Genomic DNA, 19,694 nt, shown 5'->3' with positions numbered 1-19,694 from the left:
TCTCACCAATTATGGATTTTGTTGGGTTTGCTCTTTTTCCGGAAAATACAATGGGCCTTTTACACCACAACCTGTCGCTAAGGTACAAACTGCACTTAATACTAAAATTGACAATAATTGTTTCATTTTTTCTCTCCCACTCATCGTTAAATCCGCCTTTCACAAGGGGGCAAAAGGCTTTATAATCTGCCGCATTCTATCAGATTTGAAAGGAAAAACTTTATGAATGTTGCAGAATTTCATCAAAACATTGAACAAATTTGGCAAAAAATTGAAGAAGAATTAGAAGAGCAAGGTGCCGATGTGGATTGTGAAACTCAAGGTGCTGTGTTTACTATGACCTTTGGTAATCGCACACAAATTGTTATCAACAAACAAGAGCCTTTGTTTGAACTTTGGCTTGCCAGCAAACTAGGTGGTTTTCATTTTGCCTGCAAAAATGGTGAATGGATCTCCAATGACGGTAAAAATTTTTGGGTGAGTTTAACGGAAGCTTGTGCTGCACACGGTGAAGCTATCCAATTCTAATATGTCCCACGCGCGCCCTTCCCCAAAAACACAGGAAAAACCGACCGCACTTTCCGTGCTAAATTCGGTATTTGGTTATCAATCTTTCCGCAAAGGGCAGGAAGAAGTGATCAATGCTGCATTGAATGGACAAGATTCACTGGTAGTGATGGCAACGGGGAATGGTAAATCGCTCTGTTATCAAATTCCGGCACTCTGTTTTAATGGGATTACGCTGGTGATCTCCCCTCTCATATCCTTAATGAAAGATCAGGTAGATCAGTTACAGGCCAATGGTATTGAGGCCGATTTTCTCAATTCCAGCCAAACATTAGAACAGCAGCAACAAGTACAGAATAAGCTGATTTCTGGGACGCTTAAACTCCTTTATATCTCACCGGAAAAGGTGATGACGAACAGCTTTTTCCAGCTGATTTCCTATTGCCAAGTCAGTTTTATCGCCATTGATGAGGCACATTGCATTTCCCAATGGGGACATGATTTTCGCCCCGAATATACCCAACTCGGCGGGTTAAAATCCAGCTTTCCGAATGCTCCTATTATGGCGCTCACAGCAACGGCAGATTACACAACACAGCAAGATATTCTTACCCACCTTAAACTGCAAAATCCGTATAAATATGTGGGTAGCTTCGATCGCCCGAATATTCGCTATACACTGGAAGAAAAATTTAAACCCATGGAGCAACTTGCCCGTTTCGTGTTGGCTCAAAAAGGCAAAAGTGGCATTGTTTATTGTAACAGCCGTAATAAGGTCGAACGGATAGCGGAAAGTTTACGTAATAAAGGTATATCCGCTGCGGCTTACCATGCAGGCATGGAAGCGGCACAACGTGAACGTGTACAGCAGGATTTTCAACGCGATAATGTGCAAGTGGTAGTCGCAACCATTGCTTTTGGTATGGGAATCAATAAATCCAATGTCCGTTTCGTGGCACATTTTGATTTACCGCGCAGCATTGAATCTTACTATCAAGAAACCGGTCGTGCGGGACGGGATGACTTACCTGCCGAAGCTGTATTATTTTATGAACCGGCAGATTATGCTTGGTTACAAAAGATCTTACTGGAGAAACCGGAAACATCTCAACGGAAAATCGAACAGCACAAACTAGAAGCCATCGGCGAATTTGCCGAAAGCCAAACTTGCCGTCGTTTGGTGTTACTTAATTATTTCGGTGAACATCGCCAAACACCCTGCAATAACTGCGATATTTGTTTAGATCCACCGAAAAAATATGACGGTTTAGTGGATGCGCAAAAAGTGATGTCCACTATTTACCGAGTAGGGCAATGTTTCGGGGCACAATATGTGATTGGCGTATTACGAGGAATGCAAAATCAAAAACTCCTCGAACGTCAACACGATAAACTGAGCGTTTATGGTATTGGGAAAGATAAAAGTAAGGAACATTGGCAATCGGTGATTCGCCAATTGATTCACTTAGGCTTTATACAGCAGGTGATCGGAGAGTTTAATACCACCCTACAACTCACAGAAAATGCCAAACCTGTGCTAAAAGGAGAAGTACCTCTGGAGCTTGCCATGCCACGTATTTCCGCAATCAGTAAAATTGCTCACAGCCCACAACGAAGCACGATAGTTAATTACGACAAAGATCTCTTTTCCCGCCTGCGTTTTTTACGTAAACAAATTGCCGACAAGGAAAATATCCCCCCTTATATCGTGTTCAATGATGCAACACTACAAGAAATGGCACAATATATGCCGACCTCTAATATTGAAATGCTGCAAATTAACGGCGTGGGCACAATAAAATTAGAACGATTTGCCCAACCTTTTATAAATTTGATTAAAACACACCAGAAAGCCCTGACAAAGACTGAAATAGACTAAAAGTTCAATTTATTCTGCGAGCCTTTAGGATTTATTAAATTTATTCTAGTCTCACAAAGAAGAAATTTTTACACAGACAAGATGAGCTCATCTTGTAGAATATTTCCTATATTGTTAGAAGGATAAAAAAATCTGGTGTAGTAGAGATAGTTGATCAAAATAGGGTTAAAGCCTTATAGGGAAGAGAATTCGGTGTACTTGTTTTAATAGATCAAGTTTCTTTTATAATCGGATCACCAAAACTGAAAAAGATATTTACTAGTTATTGGCATTAATAAACTAATGCTAAAAAAGCTATAAAATTCAATCAATTACTTGTAATGGCAGGCAAGGTTTCTGGCTATTCCCATAAGTTTACCAATTTCCTCAGTTGCGTTGCTTGTCCATAAATAAACAAGAACACCTTATGGGGTAGTGACAATATTTGCATAGAGAAAAAGAAAAAATTTGGGTCGAAAAAATTGGCTTGAGGCTTGTGTGGTGGGGCTTGGGCGGTTTTGGTGGGGAATTTTATGCAAAAAATAAAAATGGTGGGAATTGGTTGAAAATGGGCGAAAATTGGGTTTTTATTTGCATAAAAATTGGCGGTGTTTAGGTGGTTTTTAAACAGTTTTTAAAATGCGTTTTAAGGGGCTTTAAATTATGAATGGCAGGCTGGGTTATCCAGCCTTTTTTATTGGTTTTAAATTGCTGTAATAGCTAAAAATTACGATATCCTCTCACAAGTTGTCCGATAACACGTAATCTGTCGGCTTCTTCATTGGTAATTTTTATGGGGCGGTATGCGGTGTTATCACTTAACAACTCAATCCCCTCATAGGTAAATTGCACTTTTTTCACTAACATTGCACCACCGTGATTTAGGACAAAAATTTTACCCTCTTGTAATTGGCGTTTTGAGCGGTCTACAATAATCTCTTCGCCATCCCTTAAAGTTGGTTCCATGCTTTCACCCTTGACTGTAAACATTGCACAGTCTTTAGATTTAATCCCAGTTCTTTGAAACCAAGAGCTTTCAACCATTATGTAAGCGGGTTCATATTGTTCTTCGTTTTCAGAACCCAACCCAGCAGAAACTCTAACGTCTCTAAAGTCATCAATAGGTTCATAATAATCGGGATTAACTTGATTGAAATCAGCAAAGCCATTTTCTTTTATTGCATGTTTTTCGGCTGAATCATGTAAATTACTTATTATCGCTTGTATTCCATCTCTAAATCCTAAAGACATTTGGGTCAGCTTTGGTAGACTTGATATATGATATTCAAACCCTCCCCCTTTTACACCTTTAGCCTCCCTAGTTATCCAATTTTCATTTTTAGCTTTCCTTGTAATGTTTGTCGCATGAGAAGGAAGACCATTTAGCCCCTCTAATTCTTTGGCAGTAAACCAGACTTTATCAGATGATTTCATAAAGCACCTTTCTTAATCAAAATGGGATTAAAATATTCAAATGATTAAGTTAAGCAAAATCAATGATTTAAATAATCACTAAAAAGATTTTGAAAAAATTTATTAAATCACCTATTGATTAAGAAAATGATTTGATATATATTTCAAATCGTAGGTGATTAAGTACTTAATCAAGTAGTTAAACGACTAGTTTTTAAGGATCGCACAAAATGAAAGAAAAAGGAAGATCTAATGATATGCATAGAGCAGACATTAGAGCTGAATTGATTAAAAAAGGGATTTCATTAGCTCAATTAGGGATTAAGCATGGATTAGCAAAAACAACATTGAGAAATGCTTTTGATAAACGTTATCCAAAAGGCGAGAAAATTATTGCTGATGCACTAGGAAAAGAACCAAAAGATATATGGCCTAGCAGATATCTAGATTAAATAAGGATGAGCTGTTATGAAATTATGGTTTAGTGCAAAAGAATTAGTTGGCATTGGAGGATTATCTAAACATCCAAGCAATGTAAATAGACAAGCTAGAAAAGAAAAATGGCAATCTCAACCATTAAAGGGGGTTAAAGGCGGTGGTGTTGAATATGCTCTATCGTCCCTGCCACAGGCGGTACAAGATGAAATTTACCGCAAATTTGCAGTGACAGTTGTGAAATCCAAACCCAAAGCCCCACTCGCTCTCCGCCAAGTTGATCTAAAAACCTTGACGGCAAAACAGCGTGATGCCGCAGACGCAAGGATGGCGTTGGTGGTGAAAGTGTTAGAACTTGAACAAGCACAGCCCCGTTACAAAGCCGTTAAGTTTTTATGTGAACAAATTAAGCATGGTGAGGTTTCCGCAGAATTGATGAGGTTGGTGGAGCTTGCCAATAACAAGAAAGGGAAAAACAGAACGCTTTCCGACCGCACTTTAAATCAGTGGGTGTTGGATTATGAGAAAGCGGATACGCCGGAAGCACGTTTGAAAGCCCTTGCCCCGATGAAAAGGATGGCGAAAAAGGCAGAAGATGTGTGGTATCTGTCTTGGTTCTTGGGGATTTTTAGGCAGAAAAATGCCTTAAGTGTGGCTGAAAGCTACCGTTATTTTTGTGCAGAGTGGCAGGAACGCTATCACGAGCAGCCCGATATGTTGGATGCCTTACCCAGTTTAGACCAAGTGCGGCATGCATTGAATAAATTGCCTAAGCATATTTTACAAAAAGGACGTTTGAGCGGCTCAAAATATAAGCAGTTATTGCCTTATGTTGAGCGTGATTGGTCACCTTTTGCTGCCAATGATATTTGGATTGGTGACGGGCATAGTCTGAAAATGAAAGTGGCACATCCGATACATGGGAGACCGTTTACACCGGAGCTTACCATGATTGTGGATGGGGCGAGTCGTAAGATAGTCGGTTGGTCGCTTGCCTTAGCGGAAAATGGTTTTGCTGTCCTTGATGCCTTACGACACAGCATTCAGACACACGGCGTACCCGCCATTTATTACTCTGATAACGGTGGTGGGGAAAAGAACAAGCTATTAGATGCTGAAATCACGGGTATTTTGCCCCGCTTTTCGATTCATCACGCCACGGGGATTGCCGGAAATCCACAAGGACGAGGCATTATTGAAAGACTTAATAAAACCGTGGGATTACGCATTGCGGAACAATTTGAAACCTATTATGGCAAAAATGCCGATCCTGAAGCAACCCGTAAAATGCTTGCCCGCCAATTGGCATACAGCAACGGGAAAGGTACACAGCTTACCGCGAAACAGCAAAAAGCCCGACGGGAATTACCCACTTGGGAGGAGCTAAAAGCGGTGATTGCAGAAGTGATCCATTGGTATAACCACGAACATATTCACCGCAAAATCGGCTGTACGCCGGCAGAAAAATATCAACGGGTGTGCAATCCTGATTTGATGATTTATTTAAGTGAAAACGAACTTCGGGACATTCAACGCCCAGCCTTTATTCGTACCACACAACGAGGCTTAATTGAATGGAATAAGCACAAATATTTCCATCTTGATTTGTTGAATTACCAAGGACAAGAAGTGATGGTTTGTGTCGATATTCATAACCCTAATTGGGTACAGGTGCGCACGAAAGAAGGCAGTTTTATCTGTAATGCCGAATTTGAAGCCCATAAACGCAATGCGTTCCCGATTCCGTTTGTTGAACAAAAACAACAGCAACGTGCCGAGGGAATGAAAAAACGGGCGGCAAACAAAATCGCTCTGGCAGAGGCAGAATTGAACCCTGTTATCACCATTGAACATCAACCTAGCTTTGAGTTGCTACGCACCAAAGCCAAACCGAAAGAAGAGCCTACGCCGATTTTCTTAACCCGAGTACAAAAAGAGGCGTGGGAAGCAAGAAAAAAGTTAGTGAATGAGTAAGGGGGAGACAATGAAAAACCAAGAATTACACGCCTTTATGAAGGCAAACAAAATGACCCAAAAACAGGTGGCAACCTTGTTTGATACATCAGGTACCACGATAAGCCAATACCTGAACGACAAATATCCAACTGATACAAAGTGGCTGGATGAAAAAGTTGATGAGCTTTTAGCCCGCCAAAAAGCAAAAGTGGTAGAAGCGAAATACAACAACGCTTTTGTCCCAACGATGACGGCAAAACAAGGAATGGAAATCATGCAGTTTGCTCAAGCAGAAGGTGAAATTAACGTGATTTATGGTGCGGCAGGCTTAGGCAAAACGCAGATGTTGAAACAATATGCCAAAGAACACAGCTCTGCAGTATTGATTGAAACCGATCCAAGTTGCAATCCGAAAGTATTGCTCCGCAAGATTGCCGAAGCAGTGGGGGCAAACAGTCGGGGAATTAATAATGATGTACTCTCCAGCATTGTGGAAAAACTGAAAGGCTCAGAGCGTTTGCTAATGATTGATGAAGCAGAATTGCTTTCTACCCGAGCTTTGGAGTTTATCCGTCGCATTCACGACTTGACCCAATGTGGCGTGATTTTAGCCGGAATGCCACGCCTCTTAGTGAATTTAAAAGGGAAAAACAACGAACTGGCACAACTTTATAGCCGAGTGGGATTTGCCTGTGATTTAGGTAACGCCCTACCCGATGAAGATTTAGCGATGTTAGCGGAAAGTGCATTAAACACCAGTGAGTTTAATGAACCTCTGATTAAAGCCTGTAAGGGCAATGCACGCCGATTAAGCAAATTAATGCGCGGAGTGGTGCGGTCGGCAGAAATAAACGACACCCAAATCAGCGCAGCAATGATTGAACAATACAGCAAAATGTTGATTAGTTAGGGAGGTAACAATGACACAAACAAACCAAGCCAAACCGCTTAACAAAAATAACTATTTGATGTTGCGTTATCTTGAACAAGTAGAAAAAGCGGTGAAACGCTTAAACGAAATGGGGTTGACGGTGATTAATGTGCATTTTGAAAAGATTAAGCCCACCGTGCGTGTGATGACGAATTCGATTACCGACCGTCTTGAACGCGAACAAAAAGCCTATGTTTACCACGTTGGACGGGATAACGGGCGATACCAAGAAGCGCAATTTAGCGTGGAAGGTATCCGTGTTATTTGGCGTAAGTATCTGCAATAAGGAGGGGAACAATGGCACGTCGTCAAATCTATGCCGTCTATCGAGGGGAAGAGAACTTGGGCGACGGCACGGCAGATGAATTAGCAAAAAAACTGGGCAAATGCCCAAAAACGATACAAAGCATGAGCGCACAAAAAGGTGCGTGGCGAGAGAAATCAAATAAACGATTAATTGTAATCAAATTAGGTAAAGAAGAGGTGTAAAAATGGCAAAAGTCGTGATTGAGGGCAAAACCTATTGGCGTGATGCCAAGGGCAATTTAACCCCGGATGAATTAGTAAAAGAGATTGATAAAGAGCGTGATGCCTTGGTACAGGAATGGATTGAAAAAGGCAAAAAAGTCAGTCAAGCCATTGGCGAGTTTAAAGGCGGGGTTTTTGATGATATTCAGGCGTTTATTGAACTCTCTGCGGAAAAATATCAAGCCAAAGTGGGCGGCAAAAAAGGCAATATCACGTTATTTAGTTATGACGGCAAATACAAAATTCAACGTGCCATTAACGACCATCTGCAATTTGATGAGCGTATTCAAGCGGCAAAAGTGCTGATTGATGAATGTTTGAGTGAATGGTCGGAAGGCTCTCGCCCTGAATTAAAAGCCTTAATTGAACGGGCGTTTAATGTGGATAAAGAAGGCAATTTGAATACCTCCCGCATTTTAGGCTTACGACGGGTGGATATTCAAGACGAACGCTGGCAAAACGCTATGCAGGCGATTAGCGAGAGTGTGCAAGTGGTAAGTTCCAAAGCCTATGTGCGACTTTATGAACGCGTGGGTGAAAGCGAACAGTATGTGCCGATTGCGTTAGATGTGGCGGGGGTATAGGGATGGATTGGGCAATAATTCCGCTTTGCGTATTTTATGTGTGTTTAGCGTGGGTCATCGTGACCTTAATTAAACATTAAAACCCTTTTCAACGCTCTTTAAACCCGTTTTAAGGGGCGTTTATAAAGTGTTTTAACCCATAGGAGAAAATGATGATCTACAACGTGAATATTAATGCCATTTGTGACTTTGATACAGAGGCAGAAAGTGAAGAAGACGCCAAAGCCTACGCCATCGAAATATTAAACGAAATGGCAGAACAATACGGCGTTGATTTTAAATTTAGAATTAATTACGTAATAGAAAATGAAGATGATTTCGGGAGTGAAGAATGAAAAAAGCACTCTTTATTTTAACCGCACTTTGTGCATTAACTGCCTGTGATAGACCAACACAACAACAAATCACACAAGCTTCGATTGAAGCAAGCATACACGAAACTTGTATTAGTGGCGTTGTATATTTGGTTTACAAAGATTATAGCAAAGGGGGAATTACGCCAAAAGTGAATGCGGATTTTTATCCCTACACCTGTAATAACAATGATGTGCCGAATTAGGAGGAAATAATGGCGAAATATATAGCCCGTTTTTATTGCTTAGTTGAGGCTGTGGTCGAGGCTGAAAGCAATGAACAAGTGTTAGAAAAATGTGATTTGAACACTTTTGATATAAACAATTTACCACACAAGATTGTTGAAATTGATGATGTGGTTGAGGTGGAGGAAGTATGACAAAAACAGATGTCGCCCAGCAAATTGTCGATATTCAGACTTTATTGGAAATCGCCAAAGATAATGTGTTGGAAGAGAAAAATGATGATGCGTTGAAATTATTGCATCAGGCAAGTCGGGAGATGAAAACAGTGGCGTGGCGAATAGTGCCGGTGTTGGGGGAATGAATATGAAAACAGAACTTACCATTGATGATTTAGAAGTCGGACGGGTTTATTCGGCAAAACGACCTAAAGAATATGGTTTTCCACCATTATTAGGCGATAGACAAATTAAATGGATTGGCACAGGTTATGATGAAAAGGGAGAATTAACCATCTTTGTGCGGTATGACAGCCCATCAGTAAGAAACGGAAGGAATTATCCCAAAATCACTGCACAAAAATTTTTGAAATGGGCGAAAGAAGATGTCACGGAATTAATGCCGAAAAGTAGATGGAGATGGGCTAGACAAGAAGGGCGAGAAAATGGCTGACCAAGTTTATGAATTTAAGCAAGTAACGGATATTTTAGTTCTTAATGATGAACAATTTGACCGATTTTTAGAAGATTTTAAAGAATGGTTTAAATTCCAAAAACAAGCCAGAGCAGAGGTAGAGGAGCTGAAAAAGAGCGGGATTCATATAACGCTTGCAGATTTCATTCGTTGGAAAGACGACAATGCGGTTGGGGTGGGAATTATCACAATCGATCTGCAAAAATCAAAGAAAGATTAAAACCTATTTACAGCTCATTTTGTCACGTAAAGTGGGCTGAATAATGAGTTTTACGACAGGAGAAAAAATGAAAATTACCGATCAACAACTACTGGATTATATTTGGGATGAAACACTCTCTGCCATAGTAAGAAACACGTTCGTCCGTTATATTGGGAACGAATTAGGCACTTACTCTTTGGACGTTGCGACGAGTGAACCTAGCGGATTTGCAGTTTTACACCGAATTAATCTTTATGCAGGGGCACCCTTAAGCCAAAGTCGATTTAGAACCCGCATAAAAAAACTGATTTCTCAAGGTGATTTATTACCAAGGTTGGGTTATGACGGGCGTAGTTTTGTTATTAACTCTATTCACTTAGCACCAGCTGTGTTGAAGGCTGTTAAATTATGGCAAGAAGCAGGCTTACCTTTTGGATATGAAGGTGAAGGTTATATTAAGAGTTGTAAAACAATACCGGCGGAGGGATTGGATTTATTTGCTCTTTCGCAGGGTTTTTATCAAATTTTGAGAAAAGAGTACCCGAGTTATATGTAAAACCCATTTACAGCCCATTTTCCACGTAAAGTGGGCTGGATAATGTGTTTTAAATACGATTTAAACGAGGTTTAAAAATGAAGTGTAAATGCCCTGCTTGTGGTGCGGTGCTATCGCTTGATGTGTTGCTACAGCATGAACAAGCAACACAGGCAGTGATGACGGCAATGCAATTTAATGGGGAGTTTGGGCGGTTAGCTGTGCAGTATTTGGCACTATTTCGTCCGGGAACGTCAGCCCTTGCGATGAATCGTGTCGCAAAGTTATTGGGGGAATTAATGACTTTAGTCCAACAGGGCGAATTTTCCCGTAATGGACAGATTTATGCTGCACCTCTAGAGGCGTGGATTTATGGGTTTAACACAGTGCTCAATGGTCGCCATAATATTAAACGCCCATTAGTCGGGCATGGTTATTTGTTGGAAGTGATGAGTAAATGGCAAGGGCAATCCCTTGAGCCGGCAACAAACATGACGGTAAAAACTCATCAGTACCCGCCATTAAACAGTAAAACCGGTCAAGCATTGGCAAATTTAGCGGAGTTTGCAAATGGAAAAAGATGATTGGTTGAATGCCGTCATTGCAAAAGGGTTAATGGGGCTTGTGACATTAAGATTACCCAATACGCCACCGGAAGAAATCATTGTAAAAACGGCTCAAGTGTGGGTATTGGCTCTCACCAAGGGACTAGGCACTAAATGGGAAAAAGAGCGGGATAAACCTCGCATTGAGAAAGCCTTTATGCGACTTTATGCGGAGTGTGACAGATTCCCCAACCCGAAAATGTTGATTGACCGCTTACCGAGAGATTACCCTGAAACATTAATGATTGAGCGAAAAATTACTGAAGAAGAGCGCAAACGTACCGGTGAAATGTGTCAAAAATTACGAGAAATCTTAACGGGGGTCAAAATCAATGGATAATCGGAAAAGATTAATCACTAAAATCCATATCGGTAAAAAACAGTTGGGGCTGGATGAGGAAACCTATCGTCAATTCCTTGCCAATCTCACCGGCAAAACCAGTTGTGCGGCAATGACGGAAGAGGAATTGCACAAGGTATTGGGTGAGATGGTGAAAAAAGGCTTTAACGTGCGGTCGGCATTTTGGGGCAACCGTGCCGCCCCGAGAGATGATAAGAAAATTTATCTGGCAAAAATTACCGCACTTTTAGCCAAACACAACCTCCCGAAGGAATATGCAGACGGTATCGCGAAACGCTCTTTTAAAGTGGATGTTGTGCATTGGCTTACACCGTGGCAGTTGAAAAAAGTGGTACAGATGTTGGCGGTGTATGATCGGAATAAAAAGGCGTTGTAAGAAATGGTTAGTCGGTGTAAATTAAAGGCTCTTTGGAGCCTTTTTTATTGGAGCATATATGAAAAAACTTGCCATTCTAGTAGTTGCGTTGTTATCCGCCTCTGTGTTTGCTGAAGAAAAGCCAACTCCCTCTCAAGCCTTAGCTATTTTAAGTTTTCCTAATACTGATTTTTATAAAATAGGATCTGTTGAAGAAAAAAGAGCAGCAAGAGCGTTAGATAATGTAAATGGATTATGCTCGGACAATTTGAACAAGGTTGTAGATAAATCTGTTGCAATACACGAAGCTCTTGTTAAAAACGGTTATTATGTTACGCCGGTTGAAATTGTTGAAGCTTTGGGAACATTAAAGAGACAAGCACCAGACGGTGTAGATTGTGACTATATTTTAACCCATTATGCAAGCACAATGAACCAAACGCCAACACCAGCGGAAGCATTGGCATCCATAAATTCTCTTTATAAGATTTTAAAAAGCGCAGTAGATAAAGAATAGAAAGTCACTAAGTCCCGCCTCGTGCGGGATTTTTTTTCATTTTTTCTTCCCAAAATTCCTAATTTTTAAAAATCCCGTGTGAAAATATATAAAAATAATGCGGAGGTCGTGATGGTAATGAAATTAGAAGATGTGGCGGAATTGTTACCTGAATCAGTACAGCAAATGGTTGATTTGGTGGGATTTCCTACGGTTGAAAAAATTATTACGCATTTTGGTGGCGCAACGTTTCGGTTTACTGATGGCGTACACTATTTTCCAAAACTGAAAGAGCTGATTGGACTAGAAAATGCAATGAAATTACGTGAAGTATTTCGTGGGGAATGGCTTTATATTCCCCGTTGTCAGACGGCTCTTCGGGTGTTGCGTAATTATCATTTTAAAGCAGACTATGACCATCTTACACAAACGAAAAAAACATCGGGGCGTATGGCAATGTTGGAACTCTGCCCGAAATATCAGATTTCTGATCGCAAAGGTTGGGAGATTTTAGCAAAAGTGCGTCATCCCGAGGCAATAAGCAATCTGGCTTTGTTTTAGTGCTGAAGTCGGTTGACTCTTCCCTTTGCTCTCTTTTTTACACAATACCCTCAATCTATCAATGAATGAGGGTATTTTTTATGTCTTTAACTTTTCAGCAAATTTTTGACCGCCTTATCGGACACGAGGGCGGTTATGTCAATGATCCACGCGACCCCGGTGGTGAAACGAACTGGGGGATCACAAAACACACAGCACGGGAAAATGGCTATGTAGGTGCTATGCGTGCAATGACCCGTGAACAAGCCTTTAAAATTTATCATTCTGCATTTTGGGTGCGCTATCAGTGCGAAAAAATGCCGTCTGCGGTGGCGTATCAATTTTTCGATGCGGCCGTCAATCACGGTTTAGGCAATGCAAGCCGGATGTTGCAACGGGCGGTCAATGTGGCGGATGACGGTGTGATTGGCGCTTTCACCCTTGCAGCCATTAAGAAAATGGCAGTCTCTGATGTGATTATGCGTTTGAATGCGGAGCGTTTGGAGTTTTATTGCAAATTATCTACTTTTGCAACCTTTGGAAAAGGTTGGGTACGTCGTGTAGCAGGCAATTTGAAATATGGAGCAATGGACAATGAAGTTTAGATTTCTGGGTATATTTAAACGGGTTTTTAACCGATTTTTTCAACGTCGTCATCAAAAAACTTTGGCTTATCGACCGCACTTTTTCAGCAAAAATGCGTGGAGCTATGTCCGCCGAGGTAAACCTACGCCGGCGGAAGTGATTATGTGGAGATTGAGCCAATGACCAACAAGTTTGTTGAGCTATTCACCAATAACGACGGGCGAGCCAGTACCACGGGTTTTATCCAGTTCTTTGGTTTTTTAGTGATGGCGGGCGTGTTGGTTTATTCGGTGTATTTAGATCGAGCCATCACCACGGATTTGTATTTTTATTTTGCCTGTTTTTGTGGCGGTTCTGCCGCAACGAAAGGCGCAGTGACGGCTTATCAGGCACGTGAACGGGCAAAGGCAGACACGACACCTCAAGCCGAATTTGAAGAGAAGCCAAGGGGGATTTGATGAATTTACAGATGATGTTATTAGCCATTATCGGGGGACTGATGGTAGTTGGCTATATTTGGCATAAATTTCACCGGGCAAGCCGTGAAATTGACCGCTTATTAAAAACCAATGCAACACTTGAACAAGAAAAAGCCGTCTCCGAGACGAAAGTCAAACATTATGAAACAAGGAAAAATCATGAAGAAAACAGTCGCCATGCTGACCGCACTTCTCTTATTGACAGCTTGCACAAGTCCGGTGACCTCCGTGATTAATCCAAGTTGTGCCGGCTTTTCAACCATTTCGGCAAGCCGGCAAGATACCACCGAAACTCTACGCCAGATTAAAGTGCATAACGACACCTATCGGGCAATTTGTACTGATAACAAGGGGGCAGAATGATTGACGATAAAGTGTTTATTGGGATTGGCACGACCCTAATTATCAGCCTTGTGGGTTGGGTGTGGAAATCGGTCAATGACAAGGTCGCAAATAATGAAAAAGCAATTCGTGAGTTGGAAAAATCCGTTGAACGTGATTATCAGCGCAAAGAGATGGCGGAAGTAAAAGATAAACACATGGAAAGCATTTTGAAGGAAGTCCGTGACCAGTTAAAAGAAATTAATCACAAGCTAGATAGAAAGGCGGATAAATGATGTTGGCAAGAGAACGAAAACGCTTGGAACAATTAGCAGAAAAAGAACAAACCAATGCCAAGCTAGATGAAATCTTGAGTCTTACACGGCAAGTCAACCATAAAATCGACCGTTTAGACGGGCGTGTCGATGATATTGATGTCCGTTTGGCAAAAGTCGAACAAAACCTTGCGAAACTTGGCGTGCGTGCTGCCATTATGGGCGGTTTAGGCGGGTTGGTGGTATCGGTGGGGTTTGAATTAATTAAAGCCAAGTTTGGGGGCTAAGATGGCACACGATGAGAAAACGAAAGCGGATGTACGCCGTTATTACGTGTTTGATTGCTTAACCCTAGAAACCGCCGCAGAGAAAGCCAAAGTCTCTTATAACACGGCTCGCCGTTGGAAGCGTGAAGCGGAAGGACGTGGCGATAACTGGGATAAAGTGCGCGATGCAAACACCATGGCAAGCGGTAAAGTGGAAGATGTGGCACGCGGTATGCTTACCTCGTTTGTGCTTTATTTTGAAAATACGCTAGACGAGCTACGCAAGACGGAAGATTTACCCGTGAGCGAAAAAGCCAAATTAATGCAGGGACTTGGTGATTCGTATTCAAAAATGATTGCAAGCAGTAAGCGGTTATTGCCGGAAGTATCAGAACTTGCTACGGCAATTAAGACAATAAAATTATTTGGTGATTATCTAGAAGCACATACTCAAGATAAACAGGTGCGAGCCACGTTTGCGGATTTGTTAAAGGGGTTTGCCTCTGTCCTTGATAAGGCGTTTAAAGTATGAATTTAGTGTCCTTTATTTTTATCATCGCTGCCTGTCTTTCTGCCCGTGATGGTGGGGATTGGGGCTGGTGGGTATTTTTTGCAATGTTAGCGAGTGACTAAAATGAAAAGCAAAGATTTTTTAAAAGAATTGGCAGCCTATGCGGACAGCCTGCGTCAAAAAGTCGAAGCGCAATTTGACGGTTGGAATGATACACCGGAAGCGGTGGTTGAGCGGCGCAAAAAAGTCTTTGATCCGGTTTCGGGCTATGACTTTTTTGTGTCGAATTATTTTCCGCATTATGTGCGCTCAAGTAGTCGTTCGCAGTTGCACAATTATCTTTTTGAGCAATTACCCCTTACTCTTCAGCAACCCACATCAGTGCATTTAGCGATAGCTGCGCCCCGTGGTGAGGCTAAATCCACTTTAGTATCGCAGTTATTTACCCTTTATTGCCTCGTCACCCAACAAAAACGCTATGCCTTAATTGTGATGGACAGTATCGACCAAGCCTACCCAATGCTTGAAGCAATCAAAGTAGAGTTGGAATTTAATCAACGGCTCAAAATTGACTTTCCGGAAATTGCCGGGCAAGGACGGGTGTGGCAAGCGGCAACCATTGTCACCAAAGCCAATCAGAAAGTGCAAGTGGCAGGTTCCGGTAAAAAATTACGGGGATTACGCCATGGCGCATATCGTCCTGATCTTGTGGTGTTGGACGATATTGAAAATGACGAACAAGTTAGAAGTCCGGAACAGCGGGATAAATTGCATAACTGGTTAAAGAAAACCGTGCTCCCACTTGGGGCAGCAGGTGATAAGTTAGATGTCGTGTATATCGGCACAATCTTGCATTACGACAGCGTATTAAACCGCACTTTAGCAAGTAAGGCGTGGAAAACTGCGAAATTTAAAGCCTTAATTAAACAGCCGGATGATATGAGCCTTTGGGATAAGTGGGAAGATTTTTACTTAAACGAAGGTGAAGCGGTTGCCGATGCCTTTTATCAGCAACATCAAGCAGAGATGGATAAAGGCGCGGTAGTCAGTTGGGCAGCTCGTCCAATTTTAACCTTGATGAAAATTCGGGCGCGTGACGGACACGCCACTTTTGACTCCGAATATCAAAACGACCCGTTAAGCAGTGATGATGCAATGTTTGCCAATAGTCTTGTTTACTGGACGGACTTGCCGAAAGACTTGATTTATTTTGGCGCACTTGATCCATCACTTGGAAAAGCCGGGGCAAGTCGTGACCCTTCAGCGATTTTAGTGGGTGGGTATCAACGCTCCACGGGCAAATTATATGTGGTCGAAGCGCAGGTGAAAAAGCGTTTGCCGGATTTAATTATTGAAGATGTGATCCGTTTGCAACGGCAATATCGCTGTCAGCGTTGGTTTGTGGAAACTGTACAGTTTCAGGAATTTTTAAAAGACGAATTAGTTAAGCGTTCTGCGCAACGGGGTTGTCCTGTGCCAGCTACGGCAACAAAACCCAACACGGACAAAATGTTACGCATTGAAAGCCTACAACCACATATGGCAAACGGGTTGATTTTGTTGCACGCCTCGCAAGCCACGCTCATTGCCCAGTTACGGCATTTTCCCAAAGCCGACCATGATGATGGCCCGGATGCCTTGGAGATGTTATGGCGTAATGCGGTGACTAACTCTGCACCGATTGAATGGATGAGTTTGAGTGAGTTAGATCAGTATGATGAAGCGTTGGATGGGGAAGACGAGGATTTATATAACATTTGGCGCAGTTAAGGTGGGATAAATGGGATTTTTAGATAAAGTGAAAGGGTTGTTTAAAATAGACAATACCGAGGATACGCAAACCGATGAAGCGAATGTGACGGCAACAGGACGGGTACTTGATGATCATCCTTCCGCCAAGATTACACCGGGTAAACTGAAAAGTATTTTAGAAGAGGCGGAAAACGGGGATATTCAGGCGCAACATCAACTCTTTATGGATATTGAGGAGCAAGATTCAAGTATTGCCGCCAATATGATGACCCGTAAGCGGTCTGTTCTTACGCTTGATTGGCGTATTGTTGAACCGCGTAATGCGACACCGGCAGAAGAAAAACTGCAGGCGGAAATTGATGAGTTATTTTATCAATATCCAAACCTTGAAGATTTGTTTGTGGATTTAATGGATGCCGTAGGACATGGCTTTGCTGCCCTTGAAATTCAATGGGCGCAAGTGGACGGCAAGTGGGTGCCGAAAGGGTTTAAACCTTGCCCGCAATCTTGGTTTAACCTTGATAAGCACGATAATCTTTTACTCCGCACACCGGATAATCCGATGGGTGAACCCTTGCGCCCATTCGGTTGGGTGGTACATCGTCATAAATCCCGCTCGACCCAATTAGCACGTGATGGTTTATACCGCACGTTGGCGTGGCTTTATATGTATAAGCACTACTCCGTGCGGGATTTTGCGGAGTTTTTAGAGCTTTACGGGATGCCGATTCGCATCGGGAAATATGGTGCGGGGGCAACACCTATGGAAAAACGCACCTTACTTCGTGCCCTTGCCGAAATCGGTCATAATGCGGCAGGGATTATGCCGGAATCGATGCAAATTGAACTGCATAATGTCGCCAATGCCGGTGCTGCATCGGGCAGCAACCCTTTTCTTAAGATGGTCGATTGGTGTGAGAAATCTATCGCCCGTTTGATTTTAGGGCAAACTTTAACCAGTGGTGCAGATGGGAAAAGTTCCACCAATGCACTCGGTAATGTGCATAATGAAGTGCGTCGTGATTTGATGATAAGTGATGCCAAGCAGATTGCACAAACTATCACCAAGCAAATTATTTTGCCGTATTTACAAATTAATGTTGATCCGAATATTGCGCCCCATCGTGTGCCGTATTTTGAATTTGACACCAAGGAATACGAAGATTTATCCATTTTTGCCGAGGCACTGCCGAAACTGGTCGAAATTGGGGTGAAAGTGCCGGAATCATGGGCAAGAGATAAGTTAGGGATTCCGGAAGCCCAAGAAGATGACGAGTTGTTAAAACCCCTTCAAAGCGAATTTAAAACGGATTTAAACGAGGATAAAACCGCGAAAAAAACAACCGCACTTTCTGCCCATGTCATAGGGTGTCAGTGTGATGGGTGCTTGGGAAAGGTTGTGGCATTGTCAAAAACATCAGAGAAAAAAGATGAGCAGGCGTTGTTAGATGAAACCTTAGATGAGGCATTAGAACAGGTGGATTTTAATCAACAACTTGGTCCCATGGTGCAGAAAGCGGTGCAGGTGATGTTATCTTGCCATTCTTATGAAGAGGCGCAAGAAAAACTCGCCACGCTTTATCCGGAACTGACGACAAAAGCCCACCATGAGTATTTAACCCGTGCGATGTTTTTGTCAGAACTTCTAGGAGCAAGCCATGCCAAACCTTAGTTTTGCGTTAGGCTTGCCACCGAAAAAAGCCATTGAATTTTTAAAAAGTAAAAAAGCCTTTTTAGATCATATTGACGAAAAAGGGTTGATGGACAGCGCAAGGGCGAAAGCGGCACGTATTGCTAACCTTTCCAGCCTTGAGATGACAAAAGATATTTATCAGTCGCTCATTGAGGCACAGCAACAGGGACAATCTTTCGGCGAGTGGAAAAAAGGGATTTTTGAGCATTTTAAAAAGAAAGGCTGGATTGCCGGTTACGATAAAGGCTATTTATTGGCTGATCCAAAAACCGGTGAATATTTTGGTACGCCACGACGGTTAAAGACCATTTATCGCACCAATATGCAGGCGGCTTATTCAAGCGAGCGTTATCAACAAATGCGGGATAATGCGGACAGTCGTCCTTATTGGCAATATTCGGCAGTCAATGATGATCGGACACGCCCAAGTCATTCCGCCATGAATGGGTTGGTTTATCGCTATGATGATCCTTTTTGGAACGTGTTTTATCCGCCCAATGGCTTTAATTGTCGTTGCTCGGTGATTGCTTTGGCTGAACGGGATATTGAACGACGGAACTTGGTTGTGGGGGAAAGTCAAGAACGCTTGATTGAATACAACCGTAAAATCAATGCGACCCAAACAGAAAAAACCACCGCATTTAAGGTTTCTGATGACAAATGGGTGGTGACCGACCGAGGGTTTGATTATAACGTGGGGCGCACCACGTATAAGCCGAATTTGGATCATTATCCGGAAAGCTTGGCACATCAATTTGCCAAACGTGAAATGGGGGGCGAGGGGTTTAAATTTGATTTTAAACAGCTTGAAGATGAATTTAAACAAGCTAAACAGCGGCTCAATTTAAATGCAAAACTCACTTCTGATGATTTAACGACGGTGCGCAATCAACTACGTCGTGAATATAAGTTTACAGCTGGTGTGTTAAATGCGGCGGATAAAACGACATTAATGAGTGAAACGGCAACGGTGTGGCTGTCGGATGATACGCTTATTAAACAATTTAATAGCCGTGATGGACAGGGATTTGGTTTTGAAGAATATGCGCTATTGCCTGATGTTATTAATAAACCTGACAAAGTCATACCGGATGAATTTGGGTATCAGTTTTATAAACAAATTGAGGGTAAAAAAATAGTTGCGGTATTGAAAGTGCTTAGAAAAGAAAACGAAATATTTATGCAATCAGTTCGTTTTGTAAGTGAAAAACAATGGAAAAAAGCATTTAAATAATGCCACTAGGTAGGGCTCGAAACACCTACACACAATCCAAGGT

The 19,694-nt window shown here is 42.0% G+C and carries 33 protein-coding genes; 31 read left to right on the top strand and 2 right to left on the bottom strand.

Annotated features, from left to right (window positions below; translation table 11 throughout):
- Positions 1 to 9: 9 nt before the first annotated feature.
- On the bottom strand, positions 10 to 126 hold the full coding sequence (lptM, locus tag BKK54_RS12020; protein ID WP_077542342.1) for an LPS translocon maturation chaperone LptM: 117 nt from the start codon (positions 124 to 126) through the stop codon (positions 10 to 12).
- Between the two features lie 96 nt (positions 127 to 222).
- Here lptM and cyaY point away from each other — a divergent pair, with 96 nt between their 5' ends.
- Complete coding sequence (cyaY, locus tag BKK54_RS06650; protein ID WP_077542341.1) at positions 223 to 528, top strand: iron donor protein CyaY; 306 nt, start codon at positions 223 to 225, stop codon at positions 526 to 528.
- Position 529: 1 nt separating this feature from the next.
- Entirely contained in the window at positions 530 to 2,386 is a 1,857-nt protein-coding gene (gene recQ, locus BKK54_RS06645) for a DNA helicase RecQ (RefSeq protein ID WP_077542340.1), read from the top strand.
- A 699-nt stretch (positions 2,387 to 3,085) separates the two neighbouring features.
- On the opposite strand, the gene BKK54_RS06640 is transcribed toward recQ, so the two are convergent.
- Entirely contained in the window at positions 3,086 to 3,799 is a 714-nt protein-coding gene (locus BKK54_RS06640; RefSeq protein WP_077542339.1) for a helix-turn-helix domain-containing protein, read from the bottom strand.
- A gap of 209 nt (positions 3,800 to 4,008) precedes the next feature.
- Between BKK54_RS06640 and BKK54_RS06635 the strand changes: the two genes are divergently transcribed.
- The 29 genes from BKK54_RS06635 to BKK54_RS06515 all read left to right on the top strand — a co-directional run bounded on the left by BKK54_RS06635 (position 4,009) and on the right by BKK54_RS06515 (position 19,651).
- Positions 4,009 to 4,230, top strand: a complete 222-nt coding sequence (locus BKK54_RS06635) for a helix-turn-helix domain-containing protein (protein ID WP_077542338.1) — start codon at positions 4,009 to 4,011, stop codon at positions 4,228 to 4,230.
- Between the two features lie 16 nt (positions 4,231 to 4,246).
- A complete protein-coding gene (locus BKK54_RS06630; protein WP_077542337.1) occupies positions 4,247 to 6,187 on the top strand; it encodes a Mu transposase C-terminal domain-containing protein in 1,941 nt (646 codons plus the stop codon).
- A 10-nt stretch (positions 6,188 to 6,197) separates the two neighbouring features.
- Positions 6,198 to 7,079 carry an AAA family ATPase gene (locus BKK54_RS06625; RefSeq protein ID WP_077542336.1) on the top strand — a complete coding sequence of 294 codons (882 nt, stop codon included), beginning with the start codon at positions 6,198 to 6,200 and terminating at the stop codon, positions 7,077 to 7,079.
- A gap of 10 nt (positions 7,080 to 7,089) precedes the next feature.
- Entirely contained in the window at positions 7,090 to 7,386 is a 297-nt protein-coding gene (locus BKK54_RS06620) for a hypothetical protein (RefSeq protein WP_077542335.1), read from the top strand.
- Between the two features lie 11 nt (positions 7,387 to 7,397).
- Positions 7,398 to 7,589 carry a hypothetical protein gene (locus tag BKK54_RS06615; protein WP_077542334.1) on the top strand — a complete coding sequence of 64 codons (192 nt, stop codon included), beginning with the start codon at positions 7,398 to 7,400 and terminating at the stop codon, positions 7,587 to 7,589.
- A 2-nt stretch (positions 7,590 to 7,591) separates the two neighbouring features.
- A complete protein-coding gene (locus BKK54_RS06610; protein WP_077542333.1) occupies positions 7,592 to 8,212 on the top strand; it encodes a DUF3164 family protein in 621 nt (206 codons plus the stop codon).
- Between the two features lie 149 nt (positions 8,213 to 8,361).
- Positions 8,362 to 8,547, top strand: coding sequence for a hypothetical protein (locus tag BKK54_RS06605; protein ID WP_143541437.1), 186 nt, complete (start codon positions 8,362 to 8,364; stop codon positions 8,545 to 8,547).
- Positions 8,544 to 8,771: a hypothetical protein gene (locus tag BKK54_RS06600; protein ID WP_077542331.1), complete on the top strand. Its 228-nt coding sequence runs from the start codon at positions 8,544 to 8,546 to the stop codon at positions 8,769 to 8,771. The genes BKK54_RS06605 and BKK54_RS06600 overlap by 4 nt, the downstream gene beginning before the upstream one ends.
- 9 nt (positions 8,772 to 8,780) lie before the next feature.
- Entirely contained in the window at positions 8,781 to 8,945 is a 165-nt protein-coding gene (locus tag BKK54_RS11845; protein ID WP_167366620.1) for a hypothetical protein, read from the top strand.
- Positions 8,942 to 9,112, top strand: coding sequence for an FMN-dependent NADH-azoreductase (locus BKK54_RS11645; protein ID WP_143541436.1), 171 nt, complete (start codon positions 8,942 to 8,944; stop codon positions 9,110 to 9,112). Before BKK54_RS11845 ends, BKK54_RS11645 begins: the two co-directional genes overlap by 4 nt.
- 2 nt (positions 9,113 to 9,114) lie before the next feature.
- A complete protein-coding gene (locus BKK54_RS06595) occupies positions 9,115 to 9,420 on the top strand; it encodes a hypothetical protein (RefSeq protein WP_077542330.1) in 306 nt (101 codons plus the stop codon).
- Positions 9,413 to 9,661, top strand: a complete 249-nt coding sequence (locus tag BKK54_RS06590; protein WP_077542329.1) for a hypothetical protein — start codon at positions 9,413 to 9,415, stop codon at positions 9,659 to 9,661. Before BKK54_RS06595 ends, BKK54_RS06590 begins: the two co-directional genes overlap by 8 nt.
- Before the next feature lie 67 nt (positions 9,662 to 9,728).
- Positions 9,729 to 10,199 carry a hypothetical protein gene (locus tag BKK54_RS06585; protein WP_077542328.1) on the top strand — a complete coding sequence of 157 codons (471 nt, stop codon included), beginning with the start codon at positions 9,729 to 9,731 and terminating at the stop codon, positions 10,197 to 10,199.
- Between the two features lie 77 nt (positions 10,200 to 10,276).
- Entirely contained in the window at positions 10,277 to 10,762 is a 486-nt protein-coding gene (locus BKK54_RS06580; protein ID WP_077542327.1) for a hypothetical protein, read from the top strand.
- Positions 10,749 to 11,123, top strand: coding sequence for a hypothetical protein (locus BKK54_RS06575; protein ID WP_077542326.1), 375 nt, complete (start codon positions 10,749 to 10,751; stop codon positions 11,121 to 11,123). The genes BKK54_RS06580 and BKK54_RS06575 overlap by 14 nt, the downstream gene beginning before the upstream one ends.
- Positions 11,116 to 11,520: a gp16 family protein gene (locus BKK54_RS06570; protein WP_077542325.1), complete on the top strand. Its 405-nt coding sequence runs from the start codon at positions 11,116 to 11,118 to the stop codon at positions 11,518 to 11,520. Before BKK54_RS06575 ends, BKK54_RS06570 begins: the two co-directional genes overlap by 8 nt.
- A gap of 58 nt (positions 11,521 to 11,578) precedes the next feature.
- Positions 11,579 to 12,016 (top strand): hypothetical protein, encoded by a 438-nt coding sequence (locus tag BKK54_RS06565; RefSeq protein ID WP_077542324.1) that lies wholly within the window; start codon positions 11,579 to 11,581, stop codon positions 12,014 to 12,016.
- Positions 12,017 to 12,127: 111 nt separating this feature from the next.
- A complete protein-coding gene (locus BKK54_RS06560; protein ID WP_077542323.1) occupies positions 12,128 to 12,556 on the top strand; it encodes a Mor transcription activator family protein in 429 nt (142 codons plus the stop codon).
- A gap of 80 nt (positions 12,557 to 12,636) precedes the next feature.
- Positions 12,637 to 13,140, top strand: coding sequence for a glycoside hydrolase family 108 protein (locus BKK54_RS06555; RefSeq protein ID WP_077542322.1), 504 nt, complete (start codon positions 12,637 to 12,639; stop codon positions 13,138 to 13,140).
- Complete coding sequence (locus BKK54_RS11840) at positions 13,130 to 13,303, top strand: hypothetical protein (protein ID WP_167366619.1); 174 nt, start codon at positions 13,130 to 13,132, stop codon at positions 13,301 to 13,303. Before BKK54_RS06555 ends, BKK54_RS11840 begins: the two co-directional genes overlap by 11 nt.
- Positions 13,300 to 13,578 carry a DUF2644 domain-containing protein gene (locus BKK54_RS06550; protein WP_077542321.1) on the top strand — a complete coding sequence of 93 codons (279 nt, stop codon included), beginning with the start codon at positions 13,300 to 13,302 and terminating at the stop codon, positions 13,576 to 13,578. The genes BKK54_RS11840 and BKK54_RS06550 overlap by 4 nt, the downstream gene beginning before the upstream one ends.
- Complete coding sequence (locus tag BKK54_RS06545) at positions 13,578 to 13,835, top strand: DUF2681 domain-containing protein (protein ID WP_077542320.1); 258 nt, start codon at positions 13,578 to 13,580, stop codon at positions 13,833 to 13,835. The genes BKK54_RS06550 and BKK54_RS06545 overlap by 1 nt, the downstream gene beginning before the upstream one ends.
- Entirely contained in the window at positions 13,828 to 13,962 is a 135-nt protein-coding gene (locus tag BKK54_RS12160) for a hypothetical protein (RefSeq protein WP_272948306.1), read from the top strand. The genes BKK54_RS06545 and BKK54_RS12160 overlap by 8 nt, the downstream gene beginning before the upstream one ends.
- The gene (locus BKK54_RS06540; RefSeq protein ID WP_077542319.1) at positions 13,959 to 14,216 is read left to right on the top strand and encodes a hypothetical protein; all 258 of its coding nucleotides are present in this window, start codon (positions 13,959 to 13,961) and stop codon (positions 14,214 to 14,216) included. Before BKK54_RS12160 ends, BKK54_RS06540 begins: the two co-directional genes overlap by 4 nt.
- The gene (locus BKK54_RS06535) at positions 14,216 to 14,482 is read left to right on the top strand and encodes a hypothetical protein (protein WP_077542398.1); all 267 of its coding nucleotides are present in this window, start codon (positions 14,216 to 14,218) and stop codon (positions 14,480 to 14,482) included. Before BKK54_RS06540 ends, BKK54_RS06535 begins: the two co-directional genes overlap by 1 nt.
- Before the next feature lies 1 nt (position 14,483).
- On the top strand, positions 14,484 to 14,993 hold the full coding sequence (locus BKK54_RS06530) for a DUF1804 family protein (protein WP_077542318.1): 510 nt from the start codon (positions 14,484 to 14,486) through the stop codon (positions 14,991 to 14,993).
- A 102-nt stretch (positions 14,994 to 15,095) separates the two neighbouring features.
- Positions 15,096 to 16,742, top strand: coding sequence for a phage terminase large subunit (gene terL / locus BKK54_RS06525; RefSeq protein WP_077542317.1), 1,647 nt, complete (start codon positions 15,096 to 15,098; stop codon positions 16,740 to 16,742).
- A gap of 10 nt (positions 16,743 to 16,752) precedes the next feature.
- Positions 16,753 to 18,396, top strand: coding sequence for a DUF935 domain-containing protein (locus BKK54_RS06520; RefSeq protein WP_077542316.1), 1,644 nt, complete (start codon positions 16,753 to 16,755; stop codon positions 18,394 to 18,396).
- The gene (locus BKK54_RS06515) at positions 18,383 to 19,651 is read left to right on the top strand and encodes a phage minor head protein (RefSeq protein ID WP_077542315.1); all 1,269 of its coding nucleotides are present in this window, start codon (positions 18,383 to 18,385) and stop codon (positions 19,649 to 19,651) included. Before BKK54_RS06520 ends, BKK54_RS06515 begins: the two co-directional genes overlap by 14 nt.
- The last annotated feature ends 43 nt before the right edge of the window (positions 19,652 to 19,694 follow it).

This window comes from Rodentibacter genomosp. 1 (assembly GCF_001999285.1).
GTDB lineage: Bacteria > Pseudomonadota > Gammaproteobacteria > Enterobacterales > Pasteurellaceae > Rodentibacter.
Note: the sequence above shows the minus strand (reverse complement) of the source record. Positions and strands in the feature narration are given on the sequence as shown.